This is a genomic window from Actinomadura logoneensis (assembly GCF_003428695.1).
Taxonomy (GTDB): Bacteria; Actinomycetota; Actinomycetes; order Streptosporangiales; family Streptosporangiaceae; genus Spirillospora; species Spirillospora logoneensis.
The window spans coordinates 1-14,058 of the sequence record NZ_QURH01001049.1 but is presented as its reverse complement, the minus strand read 5'-3'; the positions used below and the strand labels follow the sequence as shown (position 1 = coordinate 14,058).

11 protein-coding genes and 1 tRNA gene are annotated in these 14,058 nt (G+C 73.0%); 3 read left to right on the top strand and 9 right to left on the bottom strand.

What is annotated here, in order from left to right:
* Positions 1 to 101: 101 nt before the first annotated feature.
* The 9 genes from DZF91_RS37960 to DZF91_RS37920 form a co-directional block, all read right to left on the bottom strand.
* Entirely contained in the window at positions 102 to 542 is a 441-nt protein-coding gene (locus DZF91_RS37960) for an HNH endonuclease (protein WP_117361856.1), read from the bottom strand.
* A gap of 25 nt (positions 543 to 567) precedes the next feature.
* A tRNA-Asn gene (locus DZF91_RS37955) sits at positions 568 to 638 on the bottom strand.
* A gap of 983 nt (positions 639 to 1,621) precedes the next feature.
* A complete protein-coding gene (locus DZF91_RS37950; protein ID WP_147341570.1) occupies positions 1,622 to 2,293 on the bottom strand; it encodes a hypothetical protein in 672 nt (223 codons plus the stop codon).
* Between the two features lie 363 nt (positions 2,294 to 2,656).
* Complete coding sequence (locus tag DZF91_RS37945) at positions 2,657 to 2,869, bottom strand: DNA-binding protein (RefSeq protein ID WP_117361854.1); 213 nt, start codon at positions 2,867 to 2,869, stop codon at positions 2,657 to 2,659.
* A 115-nt stretch (positions 2,870 to 2,984) separates the two neighbouring features.
* Positions 2,985 to 3,614 carry a GAP family protein gene (locus tag DZF91_RS37940; RefSeq protein WP_117361853.1) on the bottom strand — a complete coding sequence of 210 codons (630 nt, stop codon included), beginning with the start codon at positions 3,612 to 3,614 and terminating at the stop codon, positions 2,985 to 2,987.
* A gap of 173 nt (positions 3,615 to 3,787) precedes the next feature.
* The gene (locus tag DZF91_RS37935; protein ID WP_117361852.1) at positions 3,788 to 4,768 is read right to left on the bottom strand and encodes a GNAT family N-acetyltransferase; all 981 of its coding nucleotides are present in this window, start codon (positions 4,766 to 4,768) and stop codon (positions 3,788 to 3,790) included.
* A gap of 147 nt (positions 4,769 to 4,915) precedes the next feature.
* Positions 4,916 to 5,896 (bottom strand): methylmalonyl Co-A mutase-associated GTPase MeaB, encoded by a 981-nt coding sequence (meaB, locus tag DZF91_RS37930; RefSeq protein ID WP_117361851.1) that lies wholly within the window; start codon positions 5,894 to 5,896, stop codon positions 4,916 to 4,918.
* Positions 5,893 to 8,169, bottom strand: coding sequence for a methylmalonyl-CoA mutase (gene scpA, locus DZF91_RS37925; RefSeq protein ID WP_117361850.1), 2,277 nt, complete (start codon positions 8,167 to 8,169; stop codon positions 5,893 to 5,895). The genes meaB and scpA overlap by 4 nt, the downstream gene beginning before the upstream one ends.
* The gene (locus DZF91_RS37920; protein ID WP_117361849.1) at positions 8,166 to 10,037 is read right to left on the bottom strand and encodes a methylmalonyl-CoA mutase subunit beta; all 1,872 of its coding nucleotides are present in this window, start codon (positions 10,035 to 10,037) and stop codon (positions 8,166 to 8,168) included. The genes scpA and DZF91_RS37920 overlap by 4 nt, the downstream gene beginning before the upstream one ends.
* 303 nt (positions 10,038 to 10,340) lie before the next feature.
* Here DZF91_RS37920 and DZF91_RS37915 point away from each other — a divergent pair, with 303 nt between their 5' ends.
* The 3 genes from DZF91_RS37915 to DZF91_RS37905 all read left to right on the top strand — a co-directional run.
* The gene (locus DZF91_RS37915; RefSeq protein WP_117361848.1) at positions 10,341 to 11,447 is read left to right on the top strand and encodes a carboxylate-amine ligase; all 1,107 of its coding nucleotides are present in this window, start codon (positions 10,341 to 10,343) and stop codon (positions 11,445 to 11,447) included.
* Between the two features lie 499 nt (positions 11,448 to 11,946).
* On the top strand, positions 11,947 to 12,873 hold the full coding sequence (locus DZF91_RS37910) for a YVTN family beta-propeller repeat protein (protein ID WP_235834854.1): 927 nt from the start codon (positions 11,947 to 11,949) through the stop codon (positions 12,871 to 12,873).
* A 50-nt stretch (positions 12,874 to 12,923) separates the two neighbouring features.
* On the top strand, positions 12,924 to 14,058 hold a 1,135-nt coding region (locus DZF91_RS37905), incomplete at its 3' end, for an alpha/beta hydrolase (RefSeq protein WP_158588145.1).

The following is a 14,058-nucleotide window of genomic DNA, read 5'->3' as shown; positions in this document are numbered from 1 at the left end:
CAGCCACCTTCCCACCCGTCCCACGGCGGCAACCGTGCCCGGCGCCTGAGATGGCGCAGGCGCCGGGCCGGCGGAAGCCGTGGTCGTTCACGGGGACTCGGTCAGCGGGCTACGAGTTCCTCCCAGTGGGGGATGCGGGGCTTGAGACGCAGGGTCAGGCCCGCCTCGGACGGCGTGCGGTCGGCCTTGCGGTTGTTGCAACGGCCACATGCCAGAACGGTGTTCTCCCAGCTGTCACCGCCGCCCCGGGACTGCGGCAGCACGTGGTCGATGGTGTTTCCGCGTCCGCCGCAGTAAGCGCAGTGACCGCGGTCGCGCAGGTAGACGCCGCGCTTGCTCCACGGTGGACGTCTGCCGTGGCGCCAGCGCATGGCGACGTAGCGGACGAGACGGAGCACTCTCGGGACGGGGAACCGGCCGATGGTGCGTCCCTCCTCCGCCTCCTCCACGACCGCCACCTCGCGCACGAGCATGCGGATGGCATGCCGCAGATCCACTTTCTGTAAGGGCTCATAGGACGCGTTCAGCACGAGCACGTTCACCGCTCACCTCCCCAACCACGTGCCGCTCCCCCACCAGGACTCGAACCTGGATTTCCGCATTAACAGTGCGGCGTTCTGCCTTTGAACCACAAGGGAATGGACTGCAAATCCTCAGAACTCCGGCGGTCCGGAGTCCGGGAACAGCCTGCCTACCGGCCCCGCCTCGAGCAACGGGTTTTCCGTCCTCCTTCCTCGGCCTTCCGCGCGGCGCCGCCCGGGTGAGCGGCGCCGGGGCGGTTCGGGCCGCGTCCTGTGAGTGTCCCGGCAAGCAGCCGCCGGGCTCCCGCAGCCTCACTGCGGTCGTCCGACGTTGTCCTCATGACTCCCCCTCTGACCGGTCCTCGAATCGCCCCCACGCCGACTCCCGGCCGCGGCAGCGAGTACTCCCTGAACGCGGCTCTGCGAGTACTCGTGGTCCCCGCCGCGACTACTCCCGGTCACGGCTGCCCGAGTACTCGTGGTCCCGGCTGCCCGAGTACTCCCGGTCCCGGCTGTGCGAGTGCTTCCGGTCGGCTACTCTCGGTCGGCCGGCTTTGCGACCTCCCCAGGAGGATGACAACGCGACCGCCCCTCCCCGCCTGTTTGGCCCGGCACTTGTGCGTCGGAGAAGCCGCGCCTCGAGACGGCCCGGCCCCACCGCCGCCCGTTATGGACGAGAACAACGCCCTTCTTCTTGTGGGCTCTTTGCTTGGCTGCTCCTCTCAGGTGGCGCGCAGTCATCGAGGGTTCTGCAACAGATCGCATAGGCGGCGACCGCACCCCTCCTGGGCGTTCGCCCATGCGCTTGCCGACTCATTCCTAGTCGGCCAGGCGTGGTCGTCTTGCTCCTCGGCCGCGGGCTTGAGAAATTCCCGCGTGGAGAGCACATCGTGAGCGAAGAAGGTGTTGCTGTGACTCGTCCATCTCCCAGGCGTAGCTGAGAGAGGGCACGACACTTGGCTGTTGTTCGATAGCCGGTGCCCTTCCATGGCGGTGGTAAGCCCTCCGGCCGCATCAGCTCGGCGGGGCACTGGGGGCGAGGCGCGCGCGCCCAAGGTGCTCATCGCGGGCGTGGGCGCAGGCGCGGGGGCCGGGCGGTGTCAGGTGCCACCGGGAGCTTCGACCGGGACCATCGGGCGCGGGTGTGGTGGTAGCGCCATGGCCTGGGACTGCCACCATTCCCATGCTGGTGTCGCGGTGGGAGGGGCGGCCTTTAAAGCGGTGTCGCAGTCCGGACAAGCAGTGTCGGCGGGGGCGAGTCTCACCGTCACGGACGGGCCTCGGGCTGCGGGCAGGCCCCAGAAGCGGAGGACGTCGGCTGGAGTGCATCGGGTGAGCGTCGCGGACGGGGACGTGGTCGGGAAGTGGTCGTCGGAGGCTCGCAGAGCGGGGTGGTGGGCCGTCGCCAACCGGTAGGCGAGGCCGCGGACGAGGTTGGCCGCCGCGTGGACGAGGCCGAGCGGGGCATGGCGCGCGGAGACCTCGGGGAGCCCGAAGCGGTGGAGGCCGCGGGTGTCGGCTCGGACGAGGCCGTCGCCGTCCGGCGAGACGAAGACGCCGACCCAGCCGTGGGCGAGGACGAAGGTGGACGGTTCCGGCTCCGGCTCCGCCGCGGGCACCTGGCCTGAGTCGAGGTCGGTGGCGATGCCGTCCGTGGCGGCGGCGACGGCGCGGGCGAACAGCCGGACGGCCTGGAGGCCGAGCGGCAGGGACGTCCGGCTGAGCCGCGCTTCGACCAGGCGGTGGAAGGGCGCGTCCAGCACCCGGCTCATTTCGAAATCCAGCCCGGCACAGCCACGCAGCCGGTCCGTCCAGGGGGAAGGCGCGGACACGGGCGGGCCGAGGAGTGGCAGGTCGTCGGCTTCCAGGAAACGGCGGGCGCGTAGCCGGAGCTCAGGGTCGGAGGTGAGCTCGGGGAACAGAGCGCGTAAGTCCGACGTGGCCGGGGTCCGGCGCGTCGAGGACGCGACCAGGAAGCGGGTGGTGAGGCGGGGGGAACGTGACGGTGGCATGGGCTGCTCCCGAGGTCGGGCGCCCCTCCTCCGGGGCGCTCTCCGACCAGGTTGGCCGCCCGCACCGGCACTTCGAAAGTCGACCGCGCACCTGTGGACAACCCCGGCCGAAGGCGTCTCCCGCTAGAACGCGAACCAGAGGATATGGCCGCATTCGGAGCACACCATGCAGGTGGCGTCCTTGTTCGCCCATGCGAGGTTCATCAGCTCCATGCCGGAGGTGTTCAGTTTGTAGCTCGCGCGGTCGAACCGCTCGTTCCGGCACACCGTGCAGGACAGGACCTGTCCGTTGGGCAGGGAGTAACGCTTCGGGCCGCGCCCTTTGAACAGCTTCACACAAGGAGGATATTGCCTGATCAGATCCGGTTCGTCCGGCCGACGGCCGACGGCGGGCGGCGAGCGGCGAGCGGCGGGCGGCGGAAGGCGGGCGGGCGGGCGCGGTACGCGGGCGCTACACGAGGATGATCACAATGAAGATCAGGCAGCAGATGATGTTGACGACCCAGCTGTGGCTGTTCATCCAGTCCCGCACCGCGGGCATGGCGCGCTGGGCCCGCCGCCGGAAGAGCAGCAGCGCGAGCAGGGGCAGCGCCGCGATGAGGACGGTGGCGGCGATGAACGCCGCCGCCGAGCCGACTCCCGCGTGGTGCTGCTCGAGGTTGGCCCCGACCGTCAGCATCACCATGACGTCCGACGGCATCACCAGGATCATGATGAACCCGGTCTTGAAGGCGCGGCGGGGATCGGCCTCCATCAGCGCCTCGAGCCACTTGGGCGGTTCCGAGGTGGCCCGCGTCCGGTAGTCCCGCAGGATGAGCAGCACCAGCAGGGCGACCAGCACGTACTGGATGATCTTCCCCACGGACGAGTTGTCGGAGTCCTTGCCCAGGGACACGTTGCTGCCGAGCAGGGCGAACAGACTCCGCGTGATGGTCACTCCGACGACCACCGCGATGAGCACGCCGAGCAGGAACGCCAAAGAGACCCGTACGGCCCTGCTGGTGGTGGTGAGGATGATCGCGGACATGATCTGCGGGCCCGCCATCATCGTGATGGCCAGCGGGAGCACTTGAAGGCTCATGATTTCCCCCGGTCGGCGCGGGACGGCCGGGGAGCCGCCCCCAGCGACTCCGAAGCGGTTGACCGCCCTCACCGAGAGTCACGATAAAGGGGTGCCCGATCCGCTCTGCACGGCGCCCCGTGCCCTTGGTCATCCCGTGGTGCTTCCCCAGGATGCCGTTGGCCCGCCCGGTGTCAGCGCGTCGGTAGGTCGGCGACCTGGGCCAGGTACTCGCGGGACTCGCGCTCCTTGCGGAAGCCGAGCTCCTCGTTGACGGCGAGCATGTGGACGTTGTCGCCGGAGTTGTCGGTCTCGATCTCGACGACCTCGGGCCGCTCCTCGGCGAGCCAGCCCAGCATCGCGGCCTTGACCCAGATGCCGAGGCGCCGGCCGCGGTGCTCGGGGACGACGGCGGTGTCGTACTGCGCGGCCCTCCCGGGCGAGTCCGCCGGGACGACGATCTCGGTGAAGCCCGCGATGACCCCGTCCCGGACGGCGGCGACGGTGTAGAGGTCGTCGCCGCGCTTGGCGACCATCTCGGCCATCTCGCGGACGCGGTCGGGGTCCCAGGGCGCGCCGTCGTACTGGGCCGGGTCGGCCATGGCGTGCTTGGCCTTGGCGAGCGCCGCGGCGTACTCGTCCGGCACCACGCCCGACCAGCGCAGCAGCTCGTACTCCGGCGGACCGGCGGCGACCAGCTCGGCCACCCGCCCGGACGGCAGGTCGGACAGGCGCAGCAGCAGGCCCTGCAGGGTCAGGACGAGGCGGAAGCCGTGCGCCTCGAGGAAGCCCACGGCCGGCGGGCGCGCGAGGACCTGGGCGATGACGCTGGTGCGGCCGTCGGCGCGCAGGGCGTCGGCGGTGACGGCGAGCAGGCGGGCGGCGACGCCGCGGCGGCGGTGCGCGGGGTGGACCCGGATGTCGACCTCGCCGGGACGTCCGGCCCCGGACTCGCCGGGGAGGCGCAGGGCCGCGACACCGACCACGGCGGGGCCGGACTGGACGGTCCAGAGGAGCTGCCGGGAGCCCTGCTCGGCGCCGAGCAGGCGGGCGGCGGTCTGGTGCGGCTGCGGGGCGGGCTCGCCGTCCGGCTCGGCGGCGTGCACGGCGGCGAGGACCTCGTGCCAGCCCCGGATCTGGGGGTCGGTCGGATCATCGAGTGCGATGACGTCCATCAGGACTTTGTACAGGATCCGGGCGGTCGGCGAGCCGGAGGCGACCCAACCGATACGACACCGCGAATCCCGGGGAGCGGTTCGGCCCGTTCTCGGCCGTCCCGTCCCCCGGCGCGCCGCCCGGCCGCGGCGCGCCGTCGTCCCTGCTCAGCGGGTGAACGCGGCGAGGATGCGCTCGGCCGCGAGGGCCGGGGTGAGGGTGCCCGCGGCGACCTCGGCGTCGAGTTCCGGAGCGAGGCCGCGCACGGCCGGATGCGCGTGCAGTTCGGCGCGGAGCCGGTCCTCGACCATGGCCCACGTCCAGCGGACCCGCTGGGCGCGGCGGCGGCGGTCGAGCTCGCCGGACGCGGCCAGCCGGTCCTGGTGGGCGACCAGCGCGTCCCACACGGTGTCGAGCCCGGTGTTCTCGATGGCGCTGCAGGTCAGGACGGGTGTGTCCGCGGCGCGCTCGTCGCTGCGCAGCAGCCGCAGCGCGCCCGCGAGCTCGCGGGCCGCGCGCTTGGCCTCCATGGCGTGCGGGCCGTCCGCCTTGTTCACGGCGATGACGTCGGCCAGCTCCAGGACGCCCTTCTTGATGCCCTGGAGCTGGTCTCCGGTGCGGGCGAGGGTGAGGAACAGGAAGGTGTCCACCATCTCGGCGACGGTCGTCTCGGACTGCCCGACGCCGACCGTCTCGACCAGGACGACGTCGTATCCGGCGGCCTCCATGACGACCATGGCCTCGCGGGTGGCCTTGGCGACGCCGCCGAGGGTCCCCGCGGTCGGCGACGGCCGGATGAACGCGTTCGGGTCGACGGCGAGGCGGTTCATCCGGGTCTTGTCGCCGAGGATCGAGCCGCCCGAGCGGGTGGACGAGGGGTCCACGGCGAGCACGGCGACGCGGTGGCCGTTCGCGGTGAGCCCGGTGCCGAGGGCGTCGATGAAGGTGGACTTGCCGACACCGGGCACGCCGGTGATGCCGATCCGGCGCGCCTTCCCGGTGAACGGGGTCAGCTCGACCAGCAGCCGCTGCGCCAGGTCGCGGTGGTCCGGCCGGGACGACTCGACCAGCGTGATCGCACGGGCGATCCACGCGCGCGAGCCGTCCCGGACGCCGGTGACGTAGTCCTCCAGCGTCGGTCGCGTCACGCCTTGGACTCCCCCTGACCGGAAGCGCCGTGCCCCGAACCACCGTCCCCGGAGTCGTCGTCGGCGGAGTCGCCCTCGGCGAGGTCGCCGTGCCCGAGGCGGGCGGCGAGGTCGCGCAGGAGGTCCCGGGCGGCGTCCGCGAGGACGGTGCCGGGCGGGAAGATCGCCGAGGCCCCGGCCGCGCGCAGCTCGTCGAAGTCCTGCGGCGGGATGACGCCGCCGACGACGATCATGATGTCGTCGCGGCCCAGCCCGGCGAGTTCGGCGCGCAGCGCGGGGACGAGCGTCAGGTGCCCGGCGGCCAGCGAGTTCACGCCGACGACGTGCACGTCCGCCTCGACCGCCTGGCGGGCGACCTCGCCGGGCGTCTGGAACAGCGGACCCACGTCGACGTCGAAGCCGAGGTCGGCGAAGCCCGTCGCGATGACCTTCTGGCCGCGGTCGTGGCCGTCCTGTCCCATCTTGGCGACCAGGATGCGGGGACGCCGCCCCTCGGCCTCCTCGAACGCGGCCGTCAGGGCCCGCGCCCGCTCGATCGCCGACACCTCGCCCGCCTCTTCCCGGTACACACCGGAGATCGTACGGATCTGCGCGGAGTGCCGTCCGTAGGCCCGCTCCAGCGCGTCGGAGATCTCCCCCACGGTGGCCTTGGCGCGGGCCGCGTCGATGGCGAGGCCCAGCAGGTTCTCGTCCAGGCCGGAGCCGCGGGTGCCCTCCTGCGCGGCGGTCGCGGCGCGGGTCAGCGCGTCCAGCGACGCGCGCACGTCGTCCTCGGAGCGCTCGGCGCGCAGCCGCCGCAGCTTCTCGATCTGCTGCGCGCGGACCGAGGCGTTGTCGACCTTGAGCACCTCGATGCTCTCGTCGGCGTCGGGACGGTACTTGTTCACGCCGATGACCGGCTGGCGGCCGGAGTCGATGCGCGCCTGGGTCCGCGCCGCCGCCTCCTCGATGCGCAGCTTGGGCAGGCCCTCGTCGATCGCGCGGGCCATGCCGCCCGCCCGCTCGACCTCCTGGATGTGCCCCCAGGCGCGGCGCGCGAGGTCGTAGGTGAGCCGCTCGACGTAGGCGGAGCCGCCCCACGGGTCGATCGTCCGGGTCGTCCCGGACTCCTGCTGGAGCAGCAGCTGGGTGTTGCGGGCGATGCGGGCCGAGAAGTCGGTCGGCAGGGCCAGCGCCTCGTCCAGCGCGTTGGTGTGCAGCGACTGGGTGTGGCCCTGGGTGGCGGCCATCGCCTCGACGCAGGTGCGGGTGACGTTGTTGAACACGTCCTGCGCGGTCAGCGACCAGCCGGACGTCTGGGAGTGCGTACGCAGCGACAGCGACTTGGGGTTCTCCGGGTCGAACCCCTTCACCAGCCTCGCCCACAGCAGCCGGGCCGCGCGCAGCTTGGCGACCTCCATGAAGAAGTTCATGCCGATCGCCCAGAAGAACGACAGGCGCGGCGCGAACGAGTCGATCGACAGCCCGGCGTCGCGTCCGGCGCGGATGTACTCGACGCCGTCGGCGAGGGTGTACGCCAGCTCCAGGTCGGCCGTGGCCCCGGCCTCCTGGATGTGGTAGCCGGAGATCGAGATGGAGTTGAACTTCGGCATCCGCCGCGAGGTGAACGCGAAGATGTCGGAGATGATCCGCATGGACGGCGCGGGCGGGTAGATGTAGGTGTTGCGGACCATGAACTCCTTGAGGATGTCGTTCTGGATGGTCCCGGCCAGCGCCTCGGGCGCGACGCCCTGCTCCTCGGCGGCCACGATGTACAGGGCCATGACCGGCAGCACCGCGCCGTTCATGGTCATCGACACCGACATCCGGTCCAGCGGGATGCCGTCGAACAGCTGCCGCATGTCGTAGATCGAGTCGATCGCGACGCCCGCCATGCCGACGTCCCCGGAGACGCGCGGGTGGTCGGAGTCGTAGCCGCGGTGGGTGGCCAGGTCGAACGCGACCGAGAGGCCCTTCTGCCCGGCGGCGAGGTTGCGCCGGTAGAACGCGTTGGACTCCTCGGCGGTGGAGAAGCCCGCGTACTGGCGGATCGTCCACGGCTGGGTCGCGTACATGGCCGGGTAGGGGCCGCGCAGGTAGGGCGCGATGCCCGGCAGGGTGTGCAGGAAGTCGAGCGCGGCCAGGTCGTCGCCGGTGTACAGGGACGGGACGGCGATGCCCTCGGGGGTGTCCCAGACGGGCGCCTCGTCCCCGGCGGCGGCGCGCCAGCGCTTGGCGGCCTCGTCGGCCGCGACGGGCGCGCCGAGGTCGATCTCGGAGAAGTCGGGGATCATCGGTTCACTCCCAGATCGGTGAGGGTGGTCGTGAGGACCTCCACCGCGTCGCATCCGGCGGAGATCCGCGCGTCGACTCCGTCATAGGAGCCCTTACCCGCGAGCCAGACCTTCACCGCGCCGGCGTCGCGCAGGACGCGCGCGGCGTCCGCCGCCCGCTCCTCGTAGACCCTGTCCGACGAGCACAGGCACGCGACCGTCGCGCCCGACGCGGCGAACTCCTCGGGCGGCCCGCTCACGGTCTCGACACCGCCCGCCTGGAAGAGGTTGGCGGCGAAGCTCGCGCGGGCCGTGTGGACGGCGACCGGGCCGAGCGTGGCCAGGTAGACCTTCGGGCGCGCGCCGGTCGCGGCGAGGTGCGCGTCGGAGCGGTCGCGCAGGGCCTCGAAGTCCTGCCCGTAGGTGATCACCGGCAGGCCCCCGCCCGAGCCGTCCCGCGCGGACGGCGTGGAAGCGGACGGTGTGGGAGCGGACGGGCCGGCGGCGGACGGGGCGGGCTGCCTCGTCGGGAGCTTCTCGTCGAGGTTCGGGAACTCGCTCAGGCCGGTCAGCGGCGCCCTCCGGCGCGCGATGTCGCGGCGGCGGCGCTCCCAGGTCTCCCCCACGCGCCGCGCGACCAGGCCGGACGCCAGGGCCGCGGGCATGCCGCCGGCCCTCTCGATCTCGGTGAACCAGGACCACGCGGCCCGGGCGAGGTCCTCGGTGAGGCGCTCGACGTACCAGGAACCGCCCGCCGGGTCCACGACGCGCGCGAGGCTGGACTCCTCCAGCAGCAGCGTCTGGGTGTTGCGGGCGATGCGGCGGGAGAAGTCGTCGGGCAGGCCGAGCCGCGCGTCGAACGGCTGGACGGTGACCGCGTCCGCGCCGCCGACCCCGGCGGCGAACGTCGCGACCGTGGTGCGCAGCATGTTCACCCAGGGGTCGCGGCGGGTCATCATCGCCGAGGACGTGACTGCGTGGACCGTCGCGACCGTCCCCTCGGCGGCTCCCGACACCTCGGCGACCCGCTGCCAGAGCCGGCGCGCGGCGCGCAGTTTGGCGATCGAGGCGAACTGGTCGGCGTTGACGGCGAACCGGAACTCGATCTGGCCGAACGCCTCGTCCACGGTGAGGCCGGCGCCGGTGAGCACGCGCAGGTAGGCGACCCCGGTGGCGACGGCGGCGCCGAGCTCGTCGGCGTCCCCGCCGCCCGCGTCGTGGTACGGGGTCGCGTCGACGGTGAAGGCCCGGACCCCGGGGAACTCCCGGACGCACCGGAGCGCGAGCACGGCCACGTCGTCCAGGATCGCGGGCGCGCCGGTGCGGGCGGCCAGGCCGATCGGGTCGGCGCCCAGGTTCCCGGACGGCGCGGTGCCGCGGTCGGCGGCCAGCGTCAGGAACGCCTCGGCGGCCTCGCCCGTCTCGGCGCCCGCGTCGAGCACGACCGGCGCGAGGTCGAGGTGGACGTCGCGGAGCACGTCGGGCAGCGCCGCGACGGACACCCCGGCCGCGCCGAGGGTCAGCCAGACCGAGGTGGCGCCGTTCTCCAGGTCGGCGAGGACCGCGGCGCGGGTGACGTCGGGGTCGGGGTGGGCGTGCCGCTGCCGGACGTCCCAGCCCGCCAGGCCCTCGCCGTCGGGGCGGACCTCGCGGACGCGCGGGGCGAGGCCGGGGCGTCCGGGGGCGGAGTCCTCGGCGGTGTAGAGCGCGGCGACGGGCACGCCGTCGTAGGTCTCGTGCGCGAGCAGCCCTTCGACCTCGTCGAGAGGGGTGTCCTCGGACGCCGCGCCGGTCCTGCGCAGCACCCCCTTCACCATCTCCCGCCACCGGTCGCGTTCGGCCGGGGGGAAGGCGGCGGCCAGTTCGAGTTCTTCAGGCGGCACCGTCATGGCAGGGATGGTAGGCGAGCGCACCCCCCGATCGGACGACCGGGGTGCCGCGAACGGGCCCCTCGGACACCGCGGACGCGCCCCTCCCGGACACCGCCGGGACCCCGCCGGGGCGCCGGTGGCGCGCCGCCGGGACGCCGCCATAATCCGCGGGCCGGAAACCCGAATCCCCGCCGGGATGACGTCTCCCCGACCGCGGGCGTGCAACCGGACGAACGGGCACGTACCGTCAGATGTGACCGTCCGAGTCCGGTGCGGCCCCACCCGGCCGCGCCGTGTCGGCCCCGGCACCGAGGTGGTGGGATGGCACTCAGGTTCGGCATCGAGGAAGAGTATTTCGTCGTCGATCCCCGGTCCCGCCACGTGGCCCCGCGCGCCGGACCCGTGGTGGCGCGCGCGGCGGAGACCCTCGGCGACCGCGCCTCCACCGAGCTGGTCTGCTTCCTCGCCGAGGCCAAGACGCCGCCCTGCGACGACCTGGACAAGCTGACCGAGCAGATCCACGGGATGCGGGCGACCATGGCGGACGCCGCGCGCGCCGAGGGGCTGATGCTGGTCGCGACCGGCACGCCCGTCCTCGGCGAGCTGCTGCCCGCGCCGATCAGCCCCGGCCCCCGCTACGCCGACAGCCTGGCCACCTACCGGGCGCTGGACGACGAGCAGTGCATCTGCTCCTGCCACGTCCACGTGGAGATGCCCGACCGGGACCGCGCGGTGCAGGTCAGCAACCACCTGCGGCCGTGGCTGCCGACGCTGCTGGCGATGACGGCGAACTCGCCGTTCTGGGCGGGCCGCGACACCGGGCACGCCTGCTGGCGGGCGATGTCGTGGGCGCGCTGGCCCGTCGCGGGCCCGCCGCCGCTGTTCACGTCCCTGGCGCACTACGACGAGCTGGTGGGAACGCTGCTCGGCTGCGGCGCGCTGATGGACATGGCCACGGTGTTCTGGGACGTCCGGCCCTCGGCGCGGCTGCCCACCCTGGAGATCCGGCTCGCGGACGTCGCGCTGACCACCGAGGACGCCGCGCTGTTCGCCGCCCTCGTCCGGGCGCTCGCGCAGGTGGCGCTCGCCGCCGTCGAGGAGGGCACGCCGGCGCCCGCGCCGCCGCAGGAGATGCTGCGCGCCGCGTACTGGCTCGCCGCCCGCGACGGCCTCGGCGGCCGGGGCCTGGACCTCAGCACGGGCCGGCCCGCCGGTTTCGCCGACCTCGCCGCCGCGATGATCGCCCACGCCCGTCCCGCGCTGGACGACTCGGGCGACACGGACCTGGTCGAGGCGGGCCTGGCGCGGCTGCTGGCGGACGGCACCGGCGCCGACCGGCAGCGGCGCGCGCACCGGCGGCGCGGACGGCTCAGCGACGTCGTGGACGCGGCGGCGCTCGGCCTCGCGCGTCCGCCCACGGTCGGCTGAGGGGCGGAGGGAGGTCGACAGGAAAGCGACGAGACGGGTCGAATCGTTGTTACGTGGTGAAACCGGAAGTTGACCGAGTGCTCATCGCCCGCGCCTTACGCTGGCCGTCGTGACGCCTGAACGACGGAGTCTCCCCGGCACACCCGGGGGAACACCGACCGTCCGCCCCAAGCCGACCTCGCGCGCCGCGCCGACCTCGCGTCCCGCGCCAGCCGTGCCTTCAGAGCCGACCGTCCGTTCGGAGCCGACCGCGCGTTCCGCGCCGGCCGTCCGGTCCGCGCTCACGGTTCGGGTCGCGGCCGTGACGGCCTTCGCGGTGCTTCTCGCGGGATGCGCGAGTGCGGGTCCGAGCGGGCCGTTCGGACGCCGGGGCTCCGGCGCGCCGATGCCGCCCGCCCCGCCTGCCGGGCCCGGACCGGCCGGGACGGGCGGCGACGACGTGTACGCCCATGACCGGCCCGGAATGTTCAGTCCGGCCGTGAAGGGGATGCCGGCTCGCGTGTACGTTCCCGACAGCACGAGCGACGACGTCGTCGTCCTGGACCAGAAGACCTTCAAACAGGTCGCGCGGTTCAAGGTGGGACGGCGGCCCCAGCATGTCGTGCCGTCCTGGGATCTGAAGACGCTGTGGGTCAACGACAACGACTCCAACGACCTGGTGCCGATCGATCCGCGCACGGGCGGGCACGGCAGGCCCGTGCAGGTGGACGACCCGTACAACCTCTACTTCACCCCGGACGGCAGGTACGCGGTCGTCATGGCCGAGCGCGCCCAGCGCGTGGACTTCCGGGACGCGCGCACGATGCGGCCGGTGTCGTCGGTGAAGGTTCCCTGCCGCGGCCCGAACCACGCCGACTTCTCGGCCGCGGGCGACTTCTTCCTCACCGCGTGCGAGTTCTCCGGCGACGTGCTGCGGATCGACACGGCCGGACGGCGGGTGACCGGCTCGCTTCTCCTGGACCGCCATGCTCAACCGCAGGACGTGAAACTGTCACCCGACGGTCGTACGTTCTATATAGCGGACATGGCGTCCAACGGCGTGTGGACGATCGACGCGCGCACCTTCCGCAGGACGGGGTTCGTCCCGACCGGGAAGGGCGCGCACGGTCTCTACGTGAGCCGCGACTCACGCGTCCTGTACGTGACGAACCGCGGGGAGGGGTCCATATCGCTGGTCTCGTTCGCCACCGGCCGGGTCGAGCGCACCTGGCGGCTGCCCGGCGGGGGCTCCCCCGACATGGGCGGCGTTTCGGCGGACGGGCGGGTGCTGTGGCTGTCGGGACGGTACGACGGAGTGGTTTATGCGATCTCAACCATTGACGGGAGGTTGATCCGGAAGATACGGGTCGGCGAGGGACCACACGGTCTGTGCGTCTATCCTCAGCCGGGCCGTTACTCCCTGGGGCACACGGGGGTACTGCGCTAGTCGAAAAACGGGGATCGGGGATCGGCATGATCGGGCCGCAGAACATACTGGTGTTCTTGCTCCTGCTGCTGGGGTTCGTCGCGGCCACCTGGTGGCAGTACCGGGCCGGGAATCTCGCGCTGCGCGTCGTCGCGGCCTTCTGCGCCTTCCTCACCGCCGCACTGTTCGGGATCGCGGCGGTCAACCGCTACTACGGCTACTACCAGGGCTGGACCGACATCTACCGCGACGTCGCCGACGACTCCTCGACCAACGGCCGGGGCGTGCCCGAGGTGAAGGCGTTCAGCGCCGGGTTCCCGAGCGCGCACGGCCAGAGCGTGGCGGGCGGACGGCTGGTGAACGTCCGGATGAGCGGGCGGGCGAGCGGCCTCGTCCGGCAGGTGCTGGTCTACCTGCCCCCGCAGTACTTCGACCCCGGCTACGCCTCCTACCGGTTCCCGGCCGTCGAGCTGCTGCACGGCTCCCCCGGCACCCCCACCGACTGGACCCGGCACATCCCCGCGCCGCAGACCCTCGCGCAGGCCGTCCAGCACCGCCGGGCCGACCCCGCCGTGCTGGTCATGCCGGACATCAGCGGCGGACGGCGGCTGTCCGGGCAGTGCCTGGACGCCAAGGACGGCCCCCGCGACGAGACCTTCCTCACCCGCGACGTCCCCGGCTACGTGGCCGCCACGCTCCGCGTCCGGCCGCCCGGCGAGGGCTGGGGCCTGGCGGGCTACTCCGAGGGCGGCTACTGCGCGGCGAACCTCGCCCTCCGGCACACCCGCACCTACGGCGTCGCGGCGGTGCTGAGCGGCTACTTCCAGCCGCTGCCCACCAACCGGACGCCGTCCGGCCGGCACGACCCGTTCGGCGGCGACGGCCGTGCCCGCGACCAGAACACGCCGCTGCGGGTCCTCGACCGCATGGCGACCAACGCGCACCTGCCGCTGTTCTGGCTGGCGTCGGGCTCGCAGGCGGCGGGCGACACCTCCGCGGCGCGGGGTTTCGCGGCGCTGCTGCGCGCGCACCGCCAGGTCGCCCCGCTGACCGTGCTGAAAGGCAGCGGCCACGACTTCCGGACGTGGCGCAACGCGCTGCGTCCCATGTTCCAGTGGATGACCGAGCGCCTCACCCGCGGTTCGGGCACCGGCCCCGCGCCGTCCCCCGGCCGCCTGCCGCGCGCCGACGGCGGCGGACTCGCCG